Source organism: Actinoplanes derwentensis, from assembly GCF_900104725.1.
GTDB lineage: Bacteria > Actinomycetota > Actinomycetes > Mycobacteriales > Micromonosporaceae > Actinoplanes > Actinoplanes derwentensis.
In genome coordinates this window covers 6,895,012-6,919,380 of sequence record NZ_LT629758.1, presented here as the reverse complement: position 1 = coordinate 6,919,380, position 24,369 = coordinate 6,895,012, and the positions used below count along the sequence as shown (strand labels likewise).

The 24,369-nt window shown below is 67.1% G+C and carries 21 protein-coding genes, 4 tRNA genes and 2 pseudogenes; 22 read left to right on the top strand and 5 right to left on the bottom strand.

All coding sequences use genetic code 11. The features are described 5' to 3' along the window. Nucleotide 1 precedes the first annotated feature (1 nt). Nucleotides 2–1,270, bottom strand: coding sequence for an MFS transporter (locus tag BLU81_RS30415; protein ID WP_092548877.1), 1,269 nt, complete (start codon nt 1,268–1,270; stop codon nt 2–4). 147 nt (nt 1,271–1,417) lie between these two features. Continuing rightward, nucleotides 1,418–1,507: pseudogene (locus BLU81_RS51820) on the bottom strand (protease HtpX); the annotation flags it as partial. 119 nt (nt 1,508–1,626) lie between these two features. Between BLU81_RS51820 and BLU81_RS30405 the strand changes: the two are divergent. Then, entirely contained in the window at nt 1,627–2,130 is a 504-nt protein-coding gene (locus tag BLU81_RS30405) for a nuclear transport factor 2 family protein (protein ID WP_092548875.1), read from the top strand. A gap of 112 nt (nt 2,131–2,242) precedes the next feature. On the opposite strand, the gene BLU81_RS30400 is transcribed toward BLU81_RS30405, so the two are convergent. Continuing rightward, nucleotides 2,243–3,133 carry a MerR family transcriptional regulator gene (locus BLU81_RS30400; RefSeq protein WP_092548872.1) on the bottom strand — a complete coding sequence of 297 codons (891 nt, stop codon included), beginning with the start codon at nt 3,131–3,133 and terminating at the stop codon, nt 2,243–2,245. A gap of 83 nt (nt 3,134–3,216) precedes the next feature. Here BLU81_RS30400 and BLU81_RS48685 point away from each other — a divergent pair. Further along, nucleotides 3,217–3,297 (top strand): annotated as a pseudogene (locus BLU81_RS48685) (IS5/IS1182 family transposase); the annotation flags it as partial. Nucleotides 3,298–3,570: 273 nt separating this feature from the next. Here BLU81_RS48685 and BLU81_RS30395 read toward each other — a convergent pair. Next, nucleotides 3,571–3,651, bottom strand: a tRNA-Tyr gene (locus tag BLU81_RS30395). A 147-nt stretch (nt 3,652–3,798) separates the two neighbouring features. Between BLU81_RS30395 and BLU81_RS30390 the strand changes: the two genes are divergently transcribed. From BLU81_RS30390 to BLU81_RS30380, 3 genes are all read left to right on the top strand, one after another. Next, nucleotides 3,799–4,290: a YajQ family cyclic di-GMP-binding protein gene (locus tag BLU81_RS30390; protein ID WP_092548870.1), complete on the top strand. Its 492-nt coding sequence runs from the start codon at nt 3,799–3,801 to the stop codon at nt 4,288–4,290. A gap of 142 nt (nt 4,291–4,432) precedes the next feature. Further along, entirely contained in the window at nt 4,433–5,068 is a 636-nt protein-coding gene (locus BLU81_RS30385) for a LysE family translocator (protein ID WP_172890648.1), read from the top strand. A gap of 10 nt (nt 5,069–5,078) precedes the next feature. Further along, a complete protein-coding gene (locus tag BLU81_RS30380) occupies nt 5,079–5,912 on the top strand; it encodes a sulfurtransferase (protein WP_092557851.1) in 834 nt (277 codons plus the stop codon). A gap of 51 nt (nt 5,913–5,963) precedes the next feature. Here the strand turns inward: BLU81_RS30380 and BLU81_RS30375 are convergent, their stop codons facing one another. Continuing rightward, nucleotides 5,964–6,275, bottom strand: a complete 312-nt coding sequence (locus tag BLU81_RS30375; protein ID WP_092548867.1) for a hypothetical protein — start codon at nt 6,273–6,275, stop codon at nt 5,964–5,966. A 456-nt stretch (nt 6,276–6,731) separates the two neighbouring features. On the opposite strand from BLU81_RS30375, the gene BLU81_RS30370 reads away from it, so the two are divergent. The 17 genes from BLU81_RS30370 (at nt 6,732) to BLU81_RS30290 (ending at nt 24,348) form a co-directional block, all read left to right on the top strand. Then, a complete protein-coding gene (locus BLU81_RS30370) occupies nt 6,732–9,263 on the top strand; it encodes a putative bifunctional diguanylate cyclase/phosphodiesterase (RefSeq protein ID WP_092548864.1) in 2,532 nt (843 codons plus the stop codon). A gap of 95 nt (nt 9,264–9,358) precedes the next feature. After that, nucleotides 9,359–9,431: transfer RNA gene (locus BLU81_RS30365), tRNA-Thr, on the top strand. A 50-nt stretch (nt 9,432–9,481) separates the two neighbouring features. Then, a tRNA-Met gene (locus BLU81_RS30360) sits at nt 9,482–9,554 on the top strand. 109 nt (nt 9,555–9,663) lie between these two features. Next, on the top strand, nt 9,664–9,831 hold the full coding sequence (gene rpmG / locus BLU81_RS30355) for a 50S ribosomal protein L33 (protein WP_092548861.1): 168 nt from the start codon (nt 9,664–9,666) through the stop codon (nt 9,829–9,831). Nucleotides 9,832–9,968: 137 nt separating this feature from the next. After that, nucleotides 9,969–10,415, top strand: a complete 447-nt coding sequence (locus BLU81_RS30350; protein ID WP_092548858.1) for a MaoC family dehydratase N-terminal domain-containing protein — start codon at nt 9,969–9,971, stop codon at nt 10,413–10,415. Next, nucleotides 10,415–10,810 (top strand): MaoC/PaaZ C-terminal domain-containing protein, encoded by a 396-nt coding sequence (locus BLU81_RS30345; RefSeq protein WP_092548854.1) that lies wholly within the window; start codon nt 10,415–10,417, stop codon nt 10,808–10,810. The genes BLU81_RS30350 and BLU81_RS30345 overlap by 1 nt, the downstream gene beginning before the upstream one ends. 81 nt (nt 10,811–10,891) lie before the next feature. Next, a tRNA-Trp gene (locus tag BLU81_RS30340) sits at nt 10,892–10,964 on the top strand. A gap of 106 nt (nt 10,965–11,070) precedes the next feature. Continuing rightward, nucleotides 11,071–11,442, top strand: a complete 372-nt coding sequence (gene secE, locus BLU81_RS30335; protein ID WP_092548850.1) for a preprotein translocase subunit SecE — start codon at nt 11,071–11,073, stop codon at nt 11,440–11,442. Between the two features lie 46 nt (nt 11,443–11,488). Further along, nucleotides 11,489–12,196 (top strand): transcription termination/antitermination protein NusG, encoded by a 708-nt coding sequence (nusG, locus tag BLU81_RS30330; RefSeq protein ID WP_092548847.1) that lies wholly within the window; start codon nt 11,489–11,491, stop codon nt 12,194–12,196. Nucleotides 12,197–12,284: 88 nt separating this feature from the next. Further along, a complete protein-coding gene (rplA, locus tag BLU81_RS30325; RefSeq protein ID WP_092548844.1) occupies nt 12,285–13,001 on the top strand; it encodes a 50S ribosomal protein L1 in 717 nt (238 codons plus the stop codon). Nucleotides 13,002–13,078: 77 nt separating this feature from the next. Beyond that, the gene (locus BLU81_RS30320) at nt 13,079–13,960 is read left to right on the top strand and encodes an ATP-binding cassette domain-containing protein (RefSeq protein ID WP_092548841.1); all 882 of its coding nucleotides are present in this window, start codon (nt 13,079–13,081) and stop codon (nt 13,958–13,960) included. Then, on the top strand, nt 13,957–14,655 hold the full coding sequence (locus BLU81_RS30315; RefSeq protein ID WP_092548838.1) for a hypothetical protein: 699 nt from the start codon (nt 13,957–13,959) through the stop codon (nt 14,653–14,655). The genes BLU81_RS30320 and BLU81_RS30315 overlap by 4 nt, the downstream gene beginning before the upstream one ends. Nucleotides 14,656–14,932: 277 nt before the next feature. Beyond that, on the top strand, nt 14,933–15,478 hold the full coding sequence (rplJ, locus tag BLU81_RS30310; protein ID WP_092548836.1) for a 50S ribosomal protein L10: 546 nt from the start codon (nt 14,933–14,935) through the stop codon (nt 15,476–15,478). Nucleotides 15,479–15,531: 53 nt separating this feature from the next. Continuing rightward, a complete protein-coding gene (gene rplL, locus BLU81_RS30305; protein ID WP_092548834.1) occupies nt 15,532–15,909 on the top strand; it encodes a 50S ribosomal protein L7/L12 in 378 nt (125 codons plus the stop codon). A 589-nt stretch (nt 15,910–16,498) separates the two neighbouring features. Next, nucleotides 16,499–19,939 carry a DNA-directed RNA polymerase subunit beta gene (gene rpoB, locus BLU81_RS30300; RefSeq protein WP_092548831.1) on the top strand — a complete coding sequence of 1,147 codons (3,441 nt, stop codon included), beginning with the start codon at nt 16,499–16,501 and terminating at the stop codon, nt 19,937–19,939. 91 nt (nt 19,940–20,030) lie between these two features. Then, nucleotides 20,031–23,924 (top strand): DNA-directed RNA polymerase subunit beta', encoded by a 3,894-nt coding sequence (locus tag BLU81_RS30295; RefSeq protein WP_092548828.1) that lies wholly within the window; start codon nt 20,031–20,033, stop codon nt 23,922–23,924. 76 nt (nt 23,925–24,000) lie between these two features. Continuing rightward, a complete protein-coding gene (locus BLU81_RS30290) occupies nt 24,001–24,348 on the top strand; it encodes a hypothetical protein (RefSeq protein ID WP_092548824.1) in 348 nt (115 codons plus the stop codon). The last annotated feature ends 21 nt before the right edge of the window (nt 24,349–24,369 follow it).

Here is a 24,369-nt window from a genome sequence, read left to right as displayed (position 1 = left end):
ATCACGCCGGGTCGGCCGCCAGGGCTGTGGACAACCGCTCGGCGGCGTGCCGGTCGGCCCGGGCCATCGAACCCTCCGGTACGGCGGCGACCGCGGCCGCCAGCATCAGCACCACGGACGCGAAGACGAACGACCACGGCAGGCCACCCGGCTGGTCGACGATCACACCGGCGATCGCGCCACCGGCCGCACTGCCGGCCACCGAGACGGTGATCATCCAGGTGAACGCCTCGTTCATCATGCCGGCCGGCGAGAACCGGCCGACCAGACTGGTCTCCAGCGTCAGCGCGGGCGCGATGGCGGCACCACCGAACACCAGGGCGACACCGAGCCAGAGCGGGCTCGGCATCAGCGCCAGCACCAGGAAACTCACCGACACCGCACCCAGCAGCCAGGCGAACTGCCGGGACTGGTGCATCACCGGGCGGCGGGTGCCGAACCAGATGCCGCCGACGGCGCTGCCGACACCCCAGAGCCCGAGCAGCACACCGCCGAGCGACTCACCACCACCATGCTGGGCGGCGTACGCCGGGACGATCACGCCGGCCGACCCGAACCCGATGCCGAGCGCGCCGGCACACCCCAGCAGCGCCGGGAAACCGCTGGCTCGCAGCGGGCCGAGCCCCTTCGCGGCGGCACCCGCGTCCAGGGTGCCACGGTGGCGCATCATCGGAAGGCGGGCGACCCACGCCGTACCGACCAGGGTCGCCACCGCCGCACTGATCAGGGCGGACGCCGGATTGCCGGTGACCAGCATGAACGCCGCCACCAGCATCGGGCCGAGCACGAACACCAGCTCGAACAGCGACGTCTCGGCGGCGATCGCGGCGGACCGCAGATGATGCCGGCCGGTGCCGGGCGCGGTGATGTCGTTCCAGGCGCGGCGGATCGCCGCGGTCAATGGCGGGTACGTCGCACCGGCAGCCGCCGAGGCCACGAAGATCCACTCCAGAGCCGCCGTCCCGCCCCGGCTCGCCAGCAGCAGAGCCGCCAGCGCCAGCGGATGCAGGACAGCAGTGGCAAGCAGGATCGGCGCGGCCCCGATCCGGTCGGCGAGCCGCCCGGCGAACGGGCTGACAGCGGCACCGGCCAGGGCGTAGACACCGCCCGCGAGGCCGGCCGCCGCGTACCGTCCGGTGGTCTGCTCGACCAGCAGGAGCAGAGACAACGGGGTCATGCCGATGCCGAGCCGGGCGATGATCCCGACCGGGAAGAGGACTTTGGCTCCGGGGATCTGCCACACGCCTAGGTACTGACGTAATGCGGTCACGGGCTGACCTCCGGCTGCCTCAGATGTAACGGGTCGAGGCTAATCCCGGAGGTCGATTAACACACCTGAAATATGGGCGGGGTCACCAGCTCCGAGTCAGCGCGGCCTGCTCCCGTAAGCGGCGCACCCGCTCCCGCATCGGAGGGTGCGTTGGATCTTCTCCAAGGCGCTGGCGAGCGCCAGCGGATCGCCGGTCAGGGCGGCACCGGACGAATCCGCCTGGAACTCACGGTTCCGAGACCGCCAGCTCCCGCACCATCTGCTCACCGACTTGTCCCCGATCGCCGACGTCGCAGGTCTTCTGACCGTGAGGGTCGGGCAGGGCTGCTGGTTCGTGTTCGGCGCTAGGCTGGAGAGTGGACCTGACACATGAGGAAGTCTTCGAGCGGTATCTGTACGCCGGTGCGGTCACCCGGAACCCGGACGCCATCGCCGCCATGTTCACCGACGACGGCGTGTACGACGCGCCACTGGCTCCCGACGGCCACCCGCTGCATCGGAGCCTGGTGGGCCGCGATGCGATCCGTGCCGGAATCAGCGTGTACCACCAGCAGCCGACCTACCAGGCCACGGTGAACCTGGAACGGTCCGCCTTCACCCTGCACGACACCGCTGACCCGGACGTCTTCATCGCCGAGATCGACGTCGCCTTCGACGAACCCAGTGGCCGACGAACGACGATGTCACTCGTACAGATCTTCCGCCTCCGCCGGGGAAAGATTGCCCTGCTCCGCGACTACTTCTCGGAACTGCCATCCGCACACCGCCGACCAGCCGACCGGCCGAGGTCACCAACGAGCACAGCCCCGGACCGCGTTTCCGCAGTGTCCGGGGCCGTTCTACTTGCCTGTGGCGGGTAGAGGGCACTCTCACGATCTGGTAAATCGGCCAGGGCTCGACGTCTGACCCGATCGGTCACATTCGGATGAACGCGACCGGTTGTCGGACCACGTCAGTGCCAGACACAGGCGATCAGTTGTCCGCGGAGTCGGCGTCGGCAAGGGCCTCGCCGAAGAGCCGTCCGGCGAGTTCCACGCAGCGCATCCGGGCAGGAGAGAAGTCGTAAGGCATCTTGGTGATCGCCGTGGCGGCACTCATCACTCTGCCCTCCTCCCCTTTCAGGCCGGCGTCGTAGCTCTCGAAGATCTTCTCCTCGTCCGCGTCGAGACCAGCTGCCTCGATGGCCTGATTCAGGGCCATCAGGTGAGCGCATCGCTGTACGGCGAGCTCTTCGACGCGCGGGTCGTCGGGTTCCACGCCGTCGTCGAGGGCCGCCTCGGCCGTCTCAAGACGGTCCTCCTCGGCCCGCAGATCGGGGTGGGTGGCCAGCACGATGAACGTGCCGGCCAGGATGGCGGCGCCCAGCGGCCCGAAGATCCGTTCGGTGACCAGCAGGGCGTCCAGATCCGAGGGGCGCAACGCGCCCGGGGGCAGGTGGCTGAGCCGGCCCGTGACCAGTTCGGAGAGCAGCCCCAGCGGGCTGCCCACCGCCTGCAGACGCTGGACAGCCGCGCGCCGACGTTTGATGGCGGCCTCCTGCGCCGCCAAGGTTTCCTCCAGCCTGCTCAGGACCGACTCGATATCCGGGGCTTGGTCCAGGGCTACATCTCCAGCTTCGTCCCGGGCTGCACCGAAGGCAGCCCGCATGTCGTCCAGGCTGATACCGGCATCAGCCATCTTGCGGATCCACAGCAGGCGGATCATGTCGTCATAGCCGTAGCGGCGGCGGCCGTCCCCGCCGCGCTCGGGCTCCGGCAGCAGACCGATCTCGTGGTAGTGGCGGATGGCGCGTGGGGTGGTCCCGGCGAACGCAGCGGTATCACCGATCTTGACCTGCCGGGGATGCGTGATAGAGGGGTACATCGCAGACCGAGCCTTTCGTGCTGTGGTGCCCCGACCCCACCACATGCCGCTACGGCATGTGCAACAACGCATCCAGGTGCCAGGGGATCCTGTTCGTGCTGCACACCGGGATCGGCTGGGAGGATCCGCCCCAGGAGCTCGGCTTCGGTTCCGGGATGACCTGCCGGCATCAAGGGCCTGGGCAAGCTGCGCTGCATCGTGGAACTTTGCGTGATGCAGAGGGCGGAGAGCCGGACGCAGTCGACAGCCGTGAGATCTCTACTGGGTGACCCCCAGACGAACCGTCCCCAGTACGGCCAGCGAGGGGGTACCCGAGATGCCGACGGGGAGAGGAAAGGGTTCCCATAGACGGCCGGATCCTGCCGGACTCGCTAGATCACAACGAGAACGGCCCCGGCCAACGTTTCCGCTGGTACCGGGGCCGTTCTATGTGCCTGTGGCGGGTAGAGGATTCGAACCTCTGAAGGTTTCCCGACGGATTTACAGTCCGCTCCCATTGGCCGCTCGGGCAACCCGCCTTGGCATCTGCCGCAGTTGCCCGCGGCAGCGGACATAAGAATAGCCGTAGCGTCGACCGCATCAACAACCGGGTACGGTCGGCATGTCGCGGGCCGGTCAACGCCCGCTGTAAGCATCGACACGCATCCAGCCGCAGGAGTTTGATCATGGCAGCCAACCCGTCGTTCGACATCGTGAGCAAGGTCGACCGGCAGGAGGTCGACAACGCGTTCAACCAGGCGGAGAAGGAGCTCGGGTCCCGGTTCGACTTCCGGGGGACCGGGACGAGTCTCGCCAAATCGGGTGAGGCATTCACGATCACCTCGGAGACGGAGGAGCGGGCGATCGCCGCGCTCGACGTCTTCAAGGAGAAACTGGTGAAGCGCAACATCTCGCTGAAGTCGCTGGACGCGGGCGAGCCTCGCCAGTCCGGCAAGACCTGGAAGATCGACCTCAAGGTGGTCGAGGGCATCGAGACCGACAAGGCGAAGGCGATCAGCAAGAAGATCCGGGACGAGGGCCCGAAGGGTCTGCAGGCCCAGATCCAGGGCGACCAGCTCCGGGTGACCGGCAAGAAGCGCGACGACCTGCAAGCGGTCATCACGCTGCTGAAGACGGAGGACTTCGGCGTCGCCCTGCAGTTCACCAACTACCGCTGACGATTCGACGGCCGGTTCGGGCAAAGGACCGGCCATCATTTTGTACGCCTACGAACAGCCCTGTTCCCTACGCCGCGAGACGGCTGCCACCCGAGGCCGCCGGCGCGGCCGCCGGGCTTGAGCGTCGGGTACCACTTAAGGCATGGACCTGACCGGCGCCGTCCTTTCGTTCGCTCTGCTCGGCGCGTTGCTGACGATCACTCCGGGTTTGGACACCGCGCTGGTTCTGCGAGCCGCGATCACCATGGGCCGGGGTCCGGCGTTCGCGACGGCGCTGGGCATCAACGTGGGTGCTCTGGCGTGGGGCGCGGCGGCCGCGGTCGGTGCGTCGGCTCTGTTGGCGGCGTCCACGGTCGGGTACACGATCCTGCGGGTGGCCGGTGCCGCGTACATGATCTTCCTGGGTTTTCGGATGATCCGTGACGCGCTGCGGCGTGACGATGCCGGCGCCGAGTCCGTGCCGGCTCCGGTCAGCGCGACGTTCTGGAGCACGTTCGGCCGGGGCCTGCTGACGAACCTGCTCAACCCGAAAGTGGGCGCCTTCTACCTGGCGGTGCTTCCGCAGTTCGTCCCGCCGGGCGCCGATCCGCTCGCCACCGGCCTGCTGCTGGCTCTGGTGCACGACGTCGAGGGCCTGCTCTGGTTCACGCTGATCATCCTGGGTGCGCAGGCCGCGCGTGGTTTCCTGGCGCGCCGCGCGGTCCGGCGTACCGTCGACGCCGGCACCGGCGCCGTCCTCCTCGGTTTCGGCGTCCGCCTGGGCCTCTCGAGCAACTGAAGGAGCTGTGGTGATCGATCCGGTGGTCGACGCGTCCTGGATCAAGGGCCGTCCGGTGGTTCTCGCCGACGTCCGGTGGTACCTGGACGGGCGTTCCGGCCGGGAGGCCTACGAGCGGGGTCACCTGCCCGGCGCGGTCTTCATCGACCTGGACGCGGCGCTGGCCGGCCCGGCCGCACCGCCCGACGGCCGGCATCCGCTGCCGGACCCGGAGGTGTTCGCGGCGGCGATGTCAGCGGCCGGCATTCAAGATCAAGATCAGGTGATCGCGTACGACGACGCGGGCGGTGTCGTAGCGGCCCGCCTGGTCTGGCTGCTCCGGGCCACCGGCCACGACGCGGCACTGCTCGACGGCGGCCTGACCGCCTACGTGGAGGAGCCGAACGCCGAGCAGGGCGAGAACCTGCTCACCACCGAGGTTCCGGACCGCCCTCGATCGTCGTTCACCCCGCGCCCGTGGCCCGCGGACCGGCTGGCCACGCTTGAGGAGGCGGCGGCCCCGGAACACGCGGTGGTGCTGGACGCCCGGGACAGCCCGAGGTTCCGCGGCGACACCGAACCGGTCGACCCCCGTCCCGGCCACATCCCGGGCGCCCGCAACCTGCCCTGCCGGGGCAACGTCGACGCGTCGGGCCGATTCCTGCCGGTGGCCGAACTCCGGGAGCGTTTCGCCGCGGTGGGTGTCGACGGTTCGGCGGATGTCATCTCGTACTGCGGCTCGGGTGTAACCGCCTGCCACAACCTGATCGCGCAGGAACACGCCGGCCTCGGCGCCGGCCGTCTCTACCCGGGTTCCTGGTCGCAGTACAGCCACACGAGCCGCCCCGCCGCAACCGGCGACTGAGTAGCGCCGGGGGCAGTCGGGGTGCGATCGCACCCCGACGCGGCACGACAGCTACACCTGGTCCTCTGCCCACCGCTGATGGGACTCCCAGGCAGCCTGTTTGGTGGTGCCGAGGGCGTTGCCGATCTGCGACCACGAAGCGCCCGCCCCACGCGCCGACCGGATCATGGCCTGCCGCCCGTACCCCGCCTTGCGAATGATCACTTCGCTGAGCGCAAGCATCTCCAACGTCTCGGTGGGGGAGAGAGTCGGCTCGTTGTCGGGGTCCATCGCGGCGAGGGCGTCCCGCATCCGCAGGGCGTCGTATCGCTGGGTCGCCGTGGTGAGCGTGTGCCGACGCTCCAACTCGTCCGGTGTGGTCACGGCGAGCAGTGTTTCGTCAGGTGGTCTTGACGTCAAGCGGTCCTGACGGCCGGATGCGAATTGCTCTTACTTCTCACCTTAAATCGGTCATAAAGCCGTCTATTGTTCAGCGGCCAGAAGAGCCGCCTGATCAGCCGTTCGGCCAGGTTTTACCGGAGCGTCGACACGACCCGCCGATGAACGCTCCCTGCCGCACAACTGGTGTGGCACCATCATGTGACCCCCATCAGATGCGAATCCCCAACTGAGGAGCGAGCGATGTCTTCAAGGAAGCTGAGCCGTCTAGCGGGCTTGGTTCTCGCACTTACGGTGGCCTTCGGAGGCGCAGCCGTTGAGGCAGGGGCAGCCGAGAGCAGTGACGCCGCGTCGGTGGTCACGACCACCGTCGTTCTTGACTGGGAGTGAGTCTCCCAACCTGACGGCCTGAAGCGGCCGGTCGACTAAGAGAGGATCTCGATGGTCGAGCGGCCCAGGACCAGGCGAGGAGGGGCCCAGCGAGCGTGGCTCATCACGTACCCGCTGGCTCTGTTCGTCATGCTTTGTTCTTTTGGCTTCTGGCTGGCAGAACCGCATTGGTACAGTTACTGGCCTTACGGACTGGGTTTCTTCGGGGCCCTTCTGTTAGCCCATCGAACAGGCCAGAGCATTGTCATCTGGCGCAGTAGTTTTTATGTCGGACTGACCGAGATCCCCATCCTGCTGGCGCTCTTCTACCTGCCGCCGATGATGGTGATCCTGGTAGCCAGTGGTGCCAGTCTGGCGCACCACCTGTGGTCCGGGACTCCAGCGACGAAACTGTCGTTCAATGTCGCGAAGTCGGCGGCCGGAAACTGCGCGGCGGTTCTGCTGATCGTCGCGTTCCCGCCCATCGCCCACGACGCCGGTCCCCGGACGTGGGGCATTCTCGCGGCCGCTCTCCTTCTGACTTTCTTCGTCGAACTGCTCAGCCTGGCCGGTGTGTTCAGCCTGGTGCAGGGGCTCAGCATGGGCCGGGACGTGCTGCGCGCCGGGTTCTCCTCGATCACGGTCACCGGCATCAACATCCTGATCGGCCTGCTCTTCCTGGTGGCTCTGAACGCCACTCCGTGGTCCGCGGTGCTGCTCGCGATCATGATCGCGACGCTGGTGTCGCTGCTGCGGTCCTACTCGGAGTTCTTCCGCCGGCACAAGACGCTTGCCGACGTCTACGAGCTGACCCAGGCGATGCGTGACGAAGGCGGCCGCAGCGGCCTGCCGGACGTCCTGCTCGGCCGGGTCCGGTCGCTCATGCAGTCGGAGTACGCGACGTTGTGGCTCCCCTCGCAGGGCCGTCACCCGGAAGTGATGCTGACCTCCCGGGTGGAGCACAAGGGCCTGCTCGACATCGGGCCCACACCCGAGGACATCCGCGAGCGTGCGATCACGTCGCAGACCCCGATCGGTGTCGGACCACAGTTCCCGCAGACCGAGGACCTCCGTGCCAGCCTGCGGGCCGCGAAGATCAAAGACGTCATCGCGATCCCGCTCCGTTCCGGCCAGGCCACCATCGGCACGCTCGAAGTGGTCAACCGTCTCGGGCAGAGCCGCAGTTTCCGCGACACCGACGTGCAGGTGCTGGAGACCGTCGCCGCGCACGCCGCGGTGGCGGTGGAGAACTCCCGCCTGGTCGACCGCCTGCGCTACGACGCGTACCACGACCGTCTGACCGGCCTGCCGAACCGCCGCCGGGTGATCGACGCCCTGGCCGAGTCGGTGAAGGTGCGCGCCGAGGACGAGGTCGTCGCGATCATGCTCTTCGACGTCGACGGCCAGCGGAACGTCAACGAGTCGATGGGTCATGCCGCCGGCGACAAGCTGCTGGTCGAGACCGCCGACCGGATCCGCGACATCGCCGACCCGGGTGCTCTGGTCGGCCGGATCGGCGGCGACGAGTTCGTGGTCACGCTCCGGGCCCCGAGCATCGACGCCACGATCGAGATCGCCACCCGGATGCGGGAGCGGCTGCGCGGCCCGATGGCGGTCGGCTCGCTCACCCTGGACGTGAACACCGCCGTCGGCGTCTCGGTCTACCCCGATCACGGCAGCGACCCGGAGTCCCTGCTCCAGCGGGCCGAGCTGGCTGCGAACGCCGCGAAGGTCCTGCCGTACGGGGTGCAGCCCTTCCATCCGGCGCTGGAGTCCCGGGCGGTCCGCCGGCTGGGCATCGCCGCCGACCTGCGCCGCGCTCTGGACAGCGATCAGCTGGAGGTCTACTTCCAGCCCAAGGTGACGCTCGCCGACCGGCACGTGGTGGGGGTGGAGTGCCTGGCCCGCTGGGTGCATCCGGCACACGGCGAGGTGGCCGCGGAGGACTTCGTGGCGGTCGCCGAGCACACCGGGCAGCTGGCCCGCCTGACCGAGGTGGTGCTGGGTGCCGGTCTGCGCCGGTGCCGGGCCTGGGCGGCGGCCGAGCGGCCGCTGGACATCGCGGTCAATCTCTCCGCGCGGACGCTGCTGGACTCCCGTTTCCCGGAGCTGGTCCGGGAGATGCTGGTGGAGCACGCCGTCGACCCCGGTCAGGTGACTTTCGAGATCTCCGAGCCGGGCATGCTCAACGACATAGAGCGTGTCCTGCCGTCGCTGTACCGGTTGCGCGACCTGGGTGTGCGGCTCAGCGTCGACGACTTCGGGACGGGTGCCTCGTCGCTGGCGTACCTGCGGCAGTGGCCGGTGCACGAGGTGAAGATCGACGACAGTTTCGTGCAGGGCATGGCGACCGACTCGGGTGATCTGGCGATCGTCCGGGCGGTGATCGGGCTCTCCCGCGAGTTCGGCCTGAAGGTGGTGGCCGAGGGTGTGGAGAGCGAGCTCACTCTGGAACTGCTCGAGGAGATGGGCTGCGAGCTGGGCCAGGGCTACCTGTTCAGCCGGCCGTTGCCGTTCGAGCGGCTGGAGGCTTGGCTGAGCGCGCAGACGGAGCCCGAGTCCACTCCGACCGGTGAGGTCCGCAGGCTTCGCGCGGTGATCTGACCAGCGATTCAGCGGGAAGGGGGGTACTGATTTCACCCCGCCCCCGGGGCCGTGTAGTCTTACTTCTGCAGCAAGCGAGTGATCGCAAGCGGCAAGCCCCCTTAGCTCAGTCGGCAGAGCGTCTCCATGGTAAGGAGAAGGTCTACGGTTCGATTCCGTAAGGGGGCTCTACCGGGTTCGTTCCGCCTTGCCTGGCGCTGGACATGTGAGCCTGTTTCGGCGGTGTAGCTCAGATGGCAGAGCAAGCGGCTCATAATCGCTGTGTCGCCGGTTCAAGTCCGGCCACCGCTACTTTCTCCTCAGTGCTTCCCCATCCGGGGGTGCGCTTTGCGCAGCGGCGGACCGAGCATATACGCTGGTTCGCTGTCAGTTTGAACTCGTTGCAGGAAGGCACCCCGCCGTGGCCAAGTCGACCGACGTCCGTCCGAAGATCACCTTGGCGTGCACGGAGTGCAAGGACCGGAACTACATCACCAAGAAGAACCGGCGTAACGACCCCGACCGGGTGGAGCTGAAGAAGTTCTGCCCCCGCGACGGGAAGCACACCCTGCACCGCGAGACGCGCTGAGCGCTCGCAGCCAACAGCTTTTCCCTACGCCGTCCGGACTTCGGTCCGGGCGGCGTAGTGCTGTTTCCGCACCTGGAAAGATATTTCTGCACTGAGGGTGCTACTTCTTGGGTGGCCCCGGCGGGTAGTTTGTCGGCATGCCTCTGGACCAATCCTTCGTGGGCCGCACCTGGCCGCCCATCGAGCCCTACCTGGTCGGCCGCGAGAAGATCCGGGAGTTCGCCCGGGCGATCGGCGCCACCGAAGCGGAGTATTACGACCCTGAGGCGGCCCGTGCTCTCGGCTACCCCGACGTGGTGGCGCCGCCGACCTTCCCGGTCGCGATCACGATGTCGGCCAGCCGGCAGATCGTCAGCGACCCGGAGCTGGGTCTGGACTACAGCCGGGTCGTGCACGGCGACCAGAAGTTCGTCTACACCCGTCCAGTGGTCGCCGGTGACGCCCTCGTCTGTGTGAACTCGGTCGACGAGATCCTCAGCCGGGGCGGCCACGAGTTCATCACCACCCGGACCGAGGTGACCACCGAGGCCGGCGAGCCGGTCGTGACCGTCTGGTCGAAACTCGTGCAGCGGGGAGAGCACTGATGAGCGAGACACTGGAACCGCAGACCTTCCGGGTGACCCGGGCCGATCTGGTGCGCTATGCGGGCGCCTCCGGCGATTTCAACCCGATTCACTGGAGTGACCGCGTCGCCACCGGGGTGGGCCTTCCCGGCGTCATCGCGCACGGCATGTTCACGATGGCTCTGGTGGGCCGCGCGGTCACCACGTGGGCCGGTGCCGGGGACGCGGTCGTCGAGTTCGGTGTGCGGTTCAGCAAGCCCGTTCCGGTGCCCGACACCGACGAGGGGACCGAAGTCGTGGTGTCCGCCACGATCAAGGAGGTCACCAGCGAGGGACACACTCGGCTGAGCCTGACTGCCACATGCAACGGCGACAAGGTACTGTCCTTAGCGCAGGCGCTCATCAGGAAGCGGTAACCCCGGTTGGGATAAGACCGGGCGGACCCGTACACTGGTGCGCCGTGGGCCTCTGAAGTCGAGAGACGACAGATCCCACATAGGGGTGTAGCTCAATTGGCAGAGCAGCGGTCTCCAAAACCGCAGGCTGCAGGTTCAAGTCCTGTCACCCCTGCGCATTTCTCCTCGACGTGCCCGCCCGGTGCGCGGTTCGCACAAATTCCGCGTCCGGTCTAGCTCTGACAGGAACTCAAGACCACCGACGACGGAAGTAGGACGAAGTGGCCGAGAAGGACCGGCCCGGTGACGACGTCCCGGGTGACGACGAGGTTCTCGCCGACGCCACCGCCGGCGGTGGTGCTCCGGACGATGACGCCGATGAGGCGCTGAACCGGGACGGTGGAACCGCACTCGCCGAGCGTTCGCAGGACGAGACCCCGAGGACCAAGAAGTCCCGGGGCAAGGGTCCGATCGGTCGTGTGGGCGGTTTCTTCCGCGAGGTCACCAGCGAACTTCGTAAGGTCATCTGGCCGACCCGCAAGGAACTTCTTACCTACACCGGTGTGGTCATCGTCTTCGTGGTAATCATGACGACTCTGGTCGCCGGCCTGGACTACGGCTTCGGTAAGGCGATCCTCGCGGCGCTGGGTTAGACCCCCGCGAGTCCGACCGACGTTACATTTCTGGAAGTGAGCGAGCGTGCCTGAGTACGACGACGAGACAGTTGACGAGCAGTCGTCGCTGGCGATCGACGAGTCGGTAGAGGCGGCCGACGACGAGTCGGCCGTGGCCCAGGCGCCCGAGGCTGACGAGGACTACGACCCCGTCAAGGAGCTGCGGCAGAAGCTGCGGTACGCGCCCGGTGACTGGTACGTGGTGCACTCCTACGCCGGTTACGAGAACAAGGTCAAGACCAACCTCGAGACCCGGATCACGAGCCTCGACATGGAGGAGTTCATCTTCCAGGTCGAGGTTCCGACCCGCGAAGAGGTCGAGGTCAAGAACGGCAAGCGCAACCAGGTGCAGGCCAAGGTCTTCCCGGGCTACATCCTGGTCCGGATGGACCTGACGCCGGAGTCCTACTCCTGTGTGCGCAACACCCCCGGTGTGACCGGCTTCGTGGGTGCCACCGACCGGGTCGACCGCCCGGCTCCGCTCTCGCTCGACGAGGTGCTGAAGTGGCTGGCCCCGGCGGTTCAGGCCGAGGAGAAGAAGTCGAAGCCCGAGATCAGGGTGCTCGACTTCGAGGTGGGTGACTCGGTCACCGTCACCGACGGCGCGTTCGCTTCGCTGCCGGCCTCGATCAGCGAGATCAACGCCGACCAGCAGAAGCTCAAGGTCCTGGTTTCGATCTTCGGCCGCGAGACTCCGGTCGAGCTGAACTTCAACCAGGTCACCAAGATCTGATCGCCGGAATCCCGGCGGTATCAGTGGGAGGGGCCGTGCGCATCGACGATGCGTGAGCGGCCCCGCCATCTACCACAGGAGTAAAGAAATGGCACAGCGCAGCAAGGCCTACCGCGCCGCGGCTGAGAAGATCGACGCCAACAAGCTCTACGAGCCCAAGGACGCGGTCGTTCTCGCCAAGGAGACCAACCCGGTCAAGTTCGACGCCACCGTCGAGGTCGCGATGCGCCTCGGTGTCGACCCGCGTAAGGCCGACCAGATGGTCCGCGGCGTCGTCAACCTGCCGCACGGCACCGGTAAGACCGCCCGCGTCATCGTGTTCGCCCAGGGCGCGAAGGCCGAAGAGGCCGTCGCGGCCGGCGCTGACGAGGTCGGCACCGACGAGCTCGTCGCCCGGATCCAGGGTGGCTGGCTGGACTTCGACGCCGCGATCGCGACGCCGGACCAGATGGCCAAGATCGGCCGGATCGCCCGGATCCTCGGCCCGCGTGGCCTCATGCCGAACCCGAAGACCGGCACCGTCACCGTCGACGTGACCAAGGCCGTCAACGAGATCAAGGGCGGCAAGATCACCTTCCGGGTGGACAAGCACTCGAACCTGCACCTGATCATCGGCAAGGCGTCGTTCTCGGCGGAGCAGCTGCTCGACAACTACGCGTCGGTGCTCGAGGAGGTCCTCCGGGCCAAGCCGTCCGCCGCCAAGGGCAAGTACCTGAAGAAGGTCACGGTCGCCACCACGATGGGCCCCGGCGTCCAGATCGACCCGAACGTCGTGAAGAACGTGCGCGGCGAAGCCAACGCCTGATCCACCGCTTGACGAAAACCCCCGGGCCCTCCGCCCGGGGGTTTTCGCGTCGGGGAGTCTGTGGAAGGCTTCCGGCCGTGCGTTTCGACAAGGTCTGGTTCCGGTACGCCCGCCGCGCCCCGTGGACACTGCACGACGTCGACGCGACGGTGCAGCCCGGCCGGGTGACGGTGGTCCTCGGCCACAACGGCGCCGGCAAGTCCACCCTGCTCCAGTTGGCGGCCGGCGTGCTGCGCCCGTCCCGTGGCGTGATCCGGGACCGCCCGCGGACCGTCGGCTGGGTTCCCGAGCGGTTCCCGGCGGCGCAGCCGTTCACCACGCTCGGCTACCTGCGAGCGATGGCCGAGGTCCGCGGCCTGCCGGCGAGTGCGGTCGACCCGTGGATCGACCGGCTGAACCTGACCGCCCACGTCGGCACTGCGCTGCCCGACCTCTCCAAGGGCACCGCCCAGAAGGTCGGCCTCGCCCAGGCCCTGCTGACCCCGCCCGGCCTGCTGATCCTCGACGAACCGTGGGAGGGCCTTGACGCCCAGTCCCGCGAACTGATCCCCCAACTGGTGGCCGAGGTGACCACGGGCGGGGGAGCGGTCCTGGTCAGCGACCACCGAGGCGAGATTGCCACACTCCCGAACGCCGTGCGCTGGACGATCACCGCCCAGACCCTCACTCCGGTGGTGCCCTCGGATACGGCGCCGGAGTCGGACGAGGTGGTCGTCGAGGTGGTGGTTCGGCGGGACGATGCGGCCGCTGCGGTGGACCGGCTGAGCGCGGCCGGTCACCGTGTCCTGGGCGTCCGGGAGAAGACCCCGGCGGCGGTACGAGTGACAAGCGGCACAGTCCCGGACGCTCACCACACGGGCGAGCGAGCCGCGGGCGAACGAGCACCGGGCGCCGCGGATCCGGGGGACCGTTCGTCCCTCGTACCGGCGAATCCGCTCGTCGAGGAGGACCAGCGATGATCGCGCTCGCACGGATGCGCCTGACCGGCTTTCTGCGGGGCGGCCGGGCCCTCGCCCCGCTGATCACCCTGCTGGCGATCCTGTCCGTCCTGTACGGCGGTGGAGCAGCCCCGGCCGCCTCCGCATACGGGTACTCGGCCGTCTGCCTCTTCCCGATCCTGGCCTGGCTCACCAAACTGCTGCTGGACACCGAACCGGACACTCAGCGCCGTCTGGCCCGCCTCGCCGTCGGCCCGGTCCGGGAAGCGACCGCGGGCCTGCTGGCGGCCTTGGTGCTGGCCGCGGTGGCGTGTCTGCTCGCGATGCTGGCCCCGTGGCCGTTCCGGGCGATCAGCATGCCGAACCCGGTTTCGGGTGAGCCCACGATCGTGACCGGTGTGCTTCTCGGCCTGCTCGCCCACCTGCTGTCGGTGCTGGCCGCGGTGGCCCTGGGCGCGCTGGCCGGCCGGGCCGTGACCCGCCGGGTACTGCCCGGTGTCGCGGTGCTGGTCACCGGCTCGATCCTGGCGATCGTGCTGGGCCTGCGCGGCTCGATCGCCCCGTGGCTGGTGCCGCCGGTGATGGCGACCGCCCGGGAACTGGGCGCCGGCCCGGCTCCCGCAGTGGGCACTATGACTCTGATCACCCTCTGGACGGTGCTCTGGTGCACCGCAATGGTCGGCATCTACGCCCGCCTGCGGCGATCCCGCGCCTGATCGGGTCGGGGCCGATTTGGAGTTCGGTACCGGTCCCGCGTACTGTTTCCCTTGAAGTTCCACCCATAGACCGCTGGTCGCCGCAACAACCGTTCTCAAGACGGATGTCGCGGCCGAAGGTCCCGCCACATGCGGGCGACCCGTGCAGGGGAGAACGGTTCGTGATCGCCGACCGCGCTCAGCGCGAGTTCGAGTTCGCCCCGTGCCCCGTGCCCGGGGCGTTTTGTTTTGTGCGGACCCTCTCGACCAGTGGACACAGCACTGAGAGAGGAGGGACATGGCGGACAAGCCGGTCCGGGCCGACAAGGCTTCGGCTGTTGCCGAACTGACGGACCACTTCCGTGCTTCGGCGGCCACCGTGTTGACCGAATACCGCGGCCTCACCGTTAAGGAGCTCACCGAGCTCCGGCGGTCGCTGGGCGGCGAGAACAAGTACACCGTCGCTAAGAACACGCTCGCGAAGCGTGCGGCGAACGACGCGGGTATCGAGGGTCTCGACGCGCTGTTCACCGGTCCTACCGCGCTCGCCTTCGTGAACGGTGACGTGGTCGAGGCGGCCAAGGGCATTCGTGCCTTCGCCAAGGCCCACCCCGTTCTCGTCATCAAGGGCGGTGTCTTCGAGGGCAAGGCCATCACGGCGGACGAGGTCAACAAGCTCGCTGACCTCGAGTCCCGTGAGGTGCTGCTGGCCAAGCTGGCCGGTGCCATGAAGGCGAACCTCAGCAAGGCTGCCGCGACCTTCCAGGCGCCCCTCACCAAGACGGTGCGCACGGTTGACGCTCTGCGGGCTGAGCGCGAAACGGCCGGTTCCGCGGAGGCCTGAGCCCTCGCGTGAACCGTTTAAACGTCAAAAGTACTTAGGAAAGGTTGCCTAACATGGCGAAGATCAGCACCGAAGACCTGCTCGACGCGTTCAAGGAAATGACCCTCATCGAGCTCTCCGAGTTCGTGAAGCAGTTCGAGGACGTCTTCGACGTCAAGGCTGCCGCCCCCGTCGCGGTTGCCGGCCCGGCCGCCACCACTGCCGAGCCCGAGGCCGAGAAGGACTCCTTCGACGTTGTCCTCGAGGGCGACGGTGGCAAGAAGATCCAGGTCATCAAGGTCGTGCGTGAGCTGACCGGCCTGGGCCTCAAGGAGGCCAAGGACGCCGTCGAGTCCGCCCCCAAGGCGATCCTCGAGGGTGTCAACAAGGAGAAGGCCGAGGCCGCCAAGGCCAAGCTCGAGGGTGAGGGTGCCAAGGTCACCCTCAAGTGACCTAACGCTCCACAGTGTTATCCGTCGATGGCGGAGATCCGTTCGCGGTTCTCCGTCATCGACTTTTTTGCCGCTGTCCGCGCAGGTCATGGATGGCTCGGCGACGTAGGCGGCAAAGACTTACAAAGCTCGCGTTTCATGCCTTAAAGCCTGTTCGGTGCGCCAGGTGGATGACTGCGGATGTCCGACCCGCGCCAGAGCCCTTGACTGTGTGTCGCCCGCCAGGCACGCTGACAGCAGCAAGTTTCCGCGCTTGCGACAGCCGCCCTATGGGTAACGGGTGCATGCCCGATGCTCAACGGACCGGCACCAGAGGACAGCTTCCGCGTTTCTGAGCGGCCCCCTCACCGCACTGACCGCCATTGCGCAGGTCAGGAAGGATGGGGACACGTTCCGCAGAACACCTCTGGTGTGGGGCTGGACAGCGGTTAGCCGAGCGGCTACACTGCTAGTTTGCGCTGCCTTCTGCCTTGCCTTCGACTGAGATATCCGTGTGGATAACTCTCTTGGGGGCTCATTGGAGTGCACGCAGACCAGTTGCACCAGCAACTTAGCCGCACCGCAGCACCGGTCCTCGGAAGGACGCATCTTGGCAGCTTCCCGCCCTGCGAAGACCAGCCGTACGTCGAGCGCTTACGCACCCCGCCGGGTCTCTTTCGGCCGGATCACCGAGCAGCTAGAGGTCCCCAACCTCCTCGCCCTCCAGACGGACTCCTTCGACTGGCTGGTAGGCAACGAGACTTGGCAGACCCGGACGACGGACGACCCGCACGCCCACTCGGGCCTCGCAGAGATCCTCGAAGAGATCAGTCCCATTGAGGACTTCTCCGGCACCATGTCGCTGTCCTTCTCAGCTCCGCGCTTCGACGAGGTCAAGGCCTCGATTGAGGAGTGCAAGGAGAAGGACCTGACTTACTGTGCCCCGCTGTTCGTGACCGCGGAGTTCACCAACAACACCACTGGCGAGATCAAGAGCCAGACCGTGTTCATGGGTGACTTCCCGATGATGACCCCCAAGGGGACGTTCGTCATCAACGGCACCGAGCGGGTCGTGGTGAGCCAGCTCGTCCGTTCGCCGGGCGTGTATTTCACCAAGGAGCCGGACAAGACCTCCGACCGCGACCTCACCAGCGTCAAGGTCATCCCGAGCCGGGGTGCCTGGCTCGAGTTCGACATCGACAAGCGTGACACCGTCGGTGTGCGTATCGACCGCAAGCGCCGGCAGGCCGTCACCGTCCTGCTCAAGGCGATCGGCTGGTCCGCTGACCAGATCCGTGAGCGTTTCGGCTGGTCCGAGCTGCTCATGACGACTCTGGAGAAGGACCACATCGCGGGCCAGGACGAGGCCCTGCTAGACATCTACCGCAAACTGCGCCCTGGCGAGCCGCCGACGCGCGAGAACGCCCAGACCCTGCTCGACAACCTCTTCTTCAACCCGAAGCGGTATGACGTCGCCAAGGTCGGCCGTTACAAGTTCAACAAGAAGCTCGAGATCGACGTCCCGATCGTCCGGGGCACGCTGACCGAGGAAGACATCGTCAAGACCGTGGACTACCTCTGCCGGCTGCACGCCGGTGAGGATGGCTACGAGGCCGACGACATCGACCACTTCGGTAACCGTCGCCTCCGCACCGTCGGCGAGCTCATCCAGAACCAGGTGCGCGTCGGCCTGTCCCGGATGGAGCGCGTCGTCCGTGAGCGGATGACGACCCAGGACGTCGAGGCGATCACGCCGCAGACCCTGATCAACATCCGCCCCGTGGTGGCTGCGATCAAGGAGTTCTTCGGTACGTCGCAGCTGTCGCAGTTCATGGACCAGACCAACCCGCTCGCGGGTCTGACCCACCGTCGCCGTCTGTCGGCGCTCGGCCCGGGTGGTCTGTCCCGTGAGCGGGCCGGCTTCGAGGTCCGTGACGTGCACCCGTCCCACTACGGCCGGATGTGCCCGATCGAGACCCCGGAAGGCCCGAACATCGGCCTGATCGGTGCTCTCTCGACGTTCGCGCGGGTCAACCCGTTCGGCTTCATCGAGACGCCGTACCGCAAGGTCCAGGCCGGTGTCGTCACCGACGAGGTGCACTACCTCACGGCCGACGAGGAAGACCGGTACATCAAGGCCCAGGCGAACGCCGTGCTGGCCAGCGACAACACCTTCGCCCAGGACCGCGTCCTGGTCCGCCGTAAGGGCGGTGAAGTCGACTACGTGCCCGGCACCGAGGTCGACTACATGGACGTGTCGCCGCGGCAGATGACGTCCGTCGCGACCGCGATGATCCCCTTCCTCGAGCACGACGACGCCAACCGCGCACTGATGGGCGCGAACATGCAGCGCCAGGCGGTGCCGCTGGTCAAGGCCGAGGCGCCGCTGGTCGGTACGGGTATGGAGTTCCGCGCCGCGGTCGACGCCGGTGACGTTGTCGTCGCCGAGGTCGCCGGTGTGGTCGAGGACCTGTGTGCCGACTACGTGACGGTGCACCAGGACGACGGCCACCGCCGGACCTACCTGCTGCACAAGTTCCGTCGCTCGAACGCCGGCTCCTGCGTCAACCAGAAGCCGGTCGTCTTCGAGGGTGACCGGGTCGAGGCCGGCCAGGTCATCGCCGACGGTCCCTGCACCGACGAGGGCGAGATGGCCCTGGGCCGCAACCTCCTCGTCGCGTTCATGTGCTGGGAAGGCCACAACTACGAGGACGCGATCATCCTGTCGCAGCGCCTCGTGCAGCAGGACGTCCTCACCTCGATTCACATCGAGGAGCACGAGGTCGACGCCCGCGACACCAAGCTCGGCCCGGAAGAGATCACCCGCGACATCCCCAACGTCAGCGAGGAAATGCTCGCTGACCTGGACGAGCGCGGCATCATCCGGATCGGCGCCGAGGTCGTTCCCGGCGACATCCTGGTCGGCAAGGTCACGCCCAAGGGTGAGACCGAGCTGACCCCGGAGGAGCGTCTGCTCCGCGCGATCTTCGGTGAGAAGGCCCGGGAAGTCCGGGACACCTCGCTGAAGGTTCCGCACGGCGAGACCGGCACCGTCATCGGTGTCCGGACGTTCTCCCGCGAGGACGGCGACGAGCTGCCCCCCGGTGTGAACGAGCTGGTCCGGGTCTACGTCGCCCAGAAGCGCAAGATCCAGGACGGTGACAAGCTCGCCGGTCGTCACGGCAACAAGGGCGTCATCTCCAAGATCCTGCCGGTCGAGGACATGCCGTTCCTCGAGGACGGTACGCCTGTCGACATCGTGCTCAACCCGCTCGGTGTGCCCTCGCGGATGAACATCGGCCAGGTTCTGGAGACCCACCTCGGGTGGATCGCCAAGACCGGCTGGTCGGTCGAGGGTGACGACGAGGAGTGGAAGCGTCAGCTCCGCTCGATCGAAGCCCACGAGTCCGAGGCCGACAGCAATGTCGCGACCCCGGTCTTCGACGGCGCGCAGGAAGAAGAGATCAAGGGTCTGCTCGAGTCGACGCTGGTCAACCGCGACGGTAAGCGGCTGGTCAACGGCGACGGTAAGGCGCACCTGTTCGACGGCCGCTCGGGTGAGCCGCTGCCGGACCCGATCTCGGTCGGCTACGTCTACATCCTGAAGCTGAACCACCTGGTCGACGACAAGATCCACGCTCGTTCGACCGGTCCGTACTCGATGATCACGCAGCAGCCGCTGGGTGGTAAAGCGCAGTTCGGTGGTCAGCGTTTCGGTGAGATGGAGTGCTGGGCCATGCAGGCCTACGGCGCCGCTTACGCGCTGCAGGAACTGCTCACCATCAAGTCCGACGACGTCCTCGGCCGAGTGAAGGTCTACGAGGCCATCGTCAAGGGCGAGAACATCCCCGAGCCGGGAATCCCGGAGTCGTTCAAGGTGCTTCTCAAGGAGCTCCAGTCGCTGTGCCTGAACGTTGAGGTGCTTTCCAGCGACGGCGTTGCCCTGGAGATGCGCGAGACCGACGACGAGGTCTTCCGGGCCGCGGAGGAACTCGGCATCGACCTGTCCCGTCGCCCGAACGAGGGCGTCAGCAGCGTCGAAGAGATCTGACGGAAAGCGGCTCCGGCTTTGTAACAGAAGCCGGAGCCGCTCCCGCCGGCCTTGAATTCACCCGAGCAACGAAACACGAGGGATAGTCCAAGTGCTCGACGTCAACTTCTTCGACGAGTTGCGCATCGGCCTTGCTACCGCTGACGACATCCGGCAGTGGTCGCACGGCGAGGTCAAGAAGCCCGAGACGATCAACTACCGCACCCTCAAGCCCGAGAAGGACGGACTCTTCTGCGAGAAGATCTTCGGTCCTCAACGGGACTGGGAGTGCTATTGCGGCAAATACAAGCGGGTCCGGTTCAAGGGCATCATCTGTGAGCGCTGCGGCGTCGAGGTGACCCGGTCCAAGGTCCGCCGTGAGCGCATGGGTCACATCGAGCTGGCCGCGTCGGTGACCCACATCTGGTACTTCAAGGGTGTCCCGAGCCGTCTGGGCTATCTGCTCGACCTGGCTCCCAAGGACCTTGAGAAGATCATCTACTTCGCCTCGTACGTGATCACGAGCGTTGACGCCGAGTCGCGTCACCGTGACATGTCCACGATCGAGAACGAGATCTTCGCCGAGAAGCGCCAGTCCGAGAACAGCCGCGACTCCGAGATCGAGAAGCGGGCCGCCAAGCTGGAGCAGGACCTCGCCGAGCTTGAGGCCGAGGGTGCCAAGGCCGACGTGCGCCGCAAGGTCAAGGAAGCCGGCGAGCGCGAGATGCGCCAGATCCGGGACAAGGCGCAGCGCGAGATCGACCGTCTCGACGAGGTGCTCGACACCTTCCGCAAGCTCGACTCGAAGCAGCTGGTCACCGACGAGCTGCTCTACCGCGAGCTGCGCGACCGCTTCGGTGAGTACTTCACCGGTGGCATGGGCGCCGAGGCCATCAAGGCCCTGCTGCAGAACATGGACCTGGACGCTGAGGCGGAGAACCTTCGGGAGATCATCCGCAGCGGTAAGGGGCAGCGGAAGATCCGGGCGCTCAAGCGGCTCAAGGTCGTCGCGGCGTTCCTGAACACCCGTAACTCGCCGCTCGGCATGGTCCTGGACTGCGTCCCGGTCATCCCGCCGGACCTGCGCCCGATGGTGCAGCTCGACGGTGGCCGTTTCGCGACCTCCGACCTGAACGACCTGTACCGCCGGGTCATCAACCGGAACAACCGCCTCAAGCGTCTGATCGACCTCGGTGCCCCCGAGATCATCGTGAACAACGAGAAGCGGATGCTTCAGGAGGCCGTCGACGCGCTGTTCGACAACGGCCGTCGTGGCCGTCCGGTCACCGGTCCGGGTAACCGGCCGCTGAAGTCGCTGTCCGACATGCTCAAGGGCAAGCAGGGCCGGTTCCGTCAGAACCTGCTCGGCAAGCGCGTGGACTACTCCGGTCGTTCCGTCATCGTCGTCGGCCCCCGGCTCAAGCTGCACCAGTGCGGCCTGCCGAAGCAGATGGCGCTGGAGCTGTTCAAGCCGTTCGTGATGAAGCGCCTGGTCGACCTGAACCACGCGCAGAACATCAAGTCCGCCAAGCGGATGGTCGAGCGTCAGCGCCCGGTCGTGTGGGACGTCCTCGAAGAGGTCATCTCCGAGCACCCGGTTCTGCTGAACCGCGCACCGACCCTGCACCGTCTCGGCATCCAGGCCTTCGAGCCCCAGCTGGTCGAGGGCAAGGCCATCCAGATCCACCCGCTCGTCTGTACCGCGTTCAACGCGGACTTCGACGGTGACCAGATGGCGGTGCACGTGCCGCTGTCGGCCGAGGCTCAGGCCGAGGCCCGGATCCTGATGCTGTCGTCGAACAACATCCTCAAGCCGGCCGACGGCAAGCCGGTCACCATGCCCACCCAGGACATGGTCATCGGCCTGTACTACCTGACGCACCTCACTGTCGGTGCCAAGGGCGAAGGCCGGGTGTTCAGCTCCGACGCTGAGGCGCGGATGGCGTTCGACAACGGCGAGCTGCACCTTCAGGCGAAGGTGAAGATCCGCCTTCGCGAGATCATCGGTGTCGACAACGGTGCCAAGGGTGACCAGTGGGTCGCTCCGGAGGAGTGGGTGGAGGGCGACCAGGTTCTGGTCGAGACCACCCTGGGCCGGGTCATCTTCAACGAGACCCTGCCCCCGGGCTACCGGTACGTGAACTACGAGATCCGCAAGGGTCAGCTGTCGGCGATCGTCAACGACCTCGCCGAGCGCTTCCCCAAGGTCGCGCTGGCCGCGACCCTGGACGCGCTCAAGGAGGCCGGTTTCCACTGGGCCACCTGGTCCGGTGTGACGATCGGTATGGGCGACGTCATCGCGCCGCCGCGTAAGCCGGAGATCCTCGCCAAGTACCAGGCCGAGGCCGACCGGATCGACAAGCAGTACCAGCGTGGTCTGATGACCGGTGAAGAGCGCCGCGGCGAGCTCATCGAGATCTGGACCAAGGCGACGAACGAGATCTCCAAGGAGATGGAGTCCGCGCTGCCGCAGGAGAACCCGCTCTGGGTCATGATCAACTCCGGCGCTCGCGGTAACCTCCTCCAGCTCCGGCAGATCGCCGCGATCCGTGGTCTGGTGGCCAACCCCAAGGGTGAGATCATCCCGCGGCCGATCACCTCCTCGTACCGCGAGGGTCTGACCGTTCTGGAGTACTTCATCTCCACGCACGGTGCCCGTAAGGGTCTTGCCGACACCGCGCTGCGTACCGCCGACTCGGGCTACCTGACCCGTCGTCTGGTGGACGTCTCGCAGGACGTCATCATCCGCGAGGAGGACTGCGGCACCGAGCGCGCGATCCCGATGGCGGTCACCGACGCCGAGAAGGTCGACGGCAAGCTGGTCGTGCACGTGCACGCTGAGACCGGCGTGCACGCCCGGACGCTGGCTGACAACATCGACGACGCCAACGGCAACCGTGTGGTGTCGCGTGGTGACGACCTCAACTCGATCATGGTGGAAGCGCTTGTCGCAGCCGGCGTCGAGACGGTCCGGGTGCGCAGCGTCCTGACCTGTGAGTCGAAGCTCGGTGTGTGTGCGGCCTGCTACGGCCGTTCACTGCCGACCGGCAAGGCGGTCGACATCGGCGAGGCGGTCGGCATCATCGCGGCCCAGTCGATCGGTGAGCCCGGCACGCAGCTGACGATGCGTACCTTCCACACCGGTGGTGTCGCGGGTGAGGACATCACCCAGGGTCTGCCGCGTGTCCAGGAGATCTTCGAGGCCCGCGTTCCCAAGGGCAAGGCGCCCATCGCCGACACCCCGGGACGTGTGCGGATCGAGGACGGCGAGCGCTCGCGCAAGATCATCGTGGTGCCGGACGACGGCAGCGAGGAGATCGTCTACGACAAGATCTCCAAGCGCGTCAAGCTGCGCATCCCGGACGGCGGCCACGTCGGCGTCGGCGAGAAGCTCACCGAGGGCACCATCGACCCGCACGAGCTGCTGCGCATCATGGGCCCGCGCGCGGTCCAGGTCCACCTGACCAGTGAGGTCCAGGAGGTCTACCGCTCGCAGGGTGTGCTGATCCACGACAAGCACATCGAGATCATCATCCGCCAGATGCTCAAGCGGGTGACGGTCATCGACTCGGGTGCCGCGGAGTTCCTGCCGGGCATCCTGGTCGACCGGGCGCTCTTCGAGTCCGAGAATCGCCGGATCGTCGGCGAGGGTGGTGAGCCCGCCGCCGGTCGCCCGGTGCTGATGGGTATCACCAAGGCCTCGCTGGCGACCGACTCCTGGCTCTCGGCGGCCTCCTTCCAGGAGACCACCCGGGTGCTCACCGACGCTGCGATCAACTCGCGCAGCGACTCGCTGGTGGGCCTCAAGGAGAACGTCATCATCGGCAAGCTCATCCCGGCCGGTACCGGTATCTCCAAGTACCGCAACATCCGGGTCGAGCCGACCGAGGAGGCCAAGGCGAAGGTGTACTCGATGACCGGGTACCCGGAGACCGACTACGGCTTCGGGCCGGCCAGTGGGCAGGCTGTGCCGCTGGACGACTTCGACTTCGGGTCGTACCGCTAAGGGTTTTCGCACCATCCACAGCACGGGGCGGTCGCGCGATGCGCGGCCGCCCCGCACTGCTTTCTAGAATGGCCGGGTGACGTATCCCGCTGTGCCCGCCCGCCACCCGCTGGACCCGGAGCCGGTGCCGTCCACCAAGGCACGGGCGGTCTTCGCGCTCGGCCTGGTGGGGTTGCTCACCGGCCCGCTGGTCGGTGGGGTGATCCCCGCCACTCTGGCCCTTCTGCTGGCTCGTCAGACGAGCCGTCAGGTCTATGCGGCCGGCGGCTTCCTGACCGGCTCGGTGTGGATCAGGCGGGGCACTCAGCTGGCCTGGGTGGGCATCGTGCTGACGATCGCCGCGCTGGTGGTGCTGCTGATCGCCGGGCTGCTGCATCTGGCCGCCACTCCCGGGGCGCAGGACTTCGCGCCGGGCACCGACTGAGTGCGCGGCCACCCGCACCGG

Coding starts and splice junctions, on each gene's coding strand:
- BLU81_RS30400 (WP_092548872.1), bottom strand. CDS start 3,133: ATGTACCCCTCTATCACGCATCCCCGGCAGGTCAAGATCGGTGATACC.
- BLU81_RS30390 (WP_092548870.1), top strand. CDS start 3,799: ATGGCAGCCAACCCGTCGTTCGACATCGTGAGCAAGGTCGACCGGCAG.
- BLU81_RS30385 (WP_172890648.1), top strand. CDS start 4,433: ATGGACCTGACCGGCGCCGTCCTTTCGTTCGCTCTGCTCGGCGCGTTG.
- BLU81_RS30370 (WP_092548864.1), top strand. CDS start 6,732: ATGGTCGAGCGGCCCAGGACCAGGCGAGGAGGGGCCCAGCGAGCGTGG.
- BLU81_RS30350 (WP_092548858.1), top strand. CDS start 9,969: ATGCCTCTGGACCAATCCTTCGTGGGCCGCACCTGGCCGCCCATCGAG.
- BLU81_RS30345 (WP_092548854.1), top strand. CDS start 10,415: ATGAGCGAGACACTGGAACCGCAGACCTTCCGGGTGACCCGGGCCGAT.
- rplA (WP_092548844.1), top strand. CDS start 12,285: ATGGCACAGCGCAGCAAGGCCTACCGCGCCGCGGCTGAGAAGATCGAC.
- BLU81_RS30315 (WP_092548838.1), top strand. CDS start 13,957: ATGATCGCGCTCGCACGGATGCGCCTGACCGGCTTTCTGCGGGGCGGC.
- rplJ (WP_092548836.1), top strand. CDS start 14,933: ATGGCGGACAAGCCGGTCCGGGCCGACAAGGCTTCGGCTGTTGCCGAA.
- rplL (WP_092548834.1), top strand. CDS start 15,532: ATGGCGAAGATCAGCACCGAAGACCTGCTCGACGCGTTCAAGGAAATG.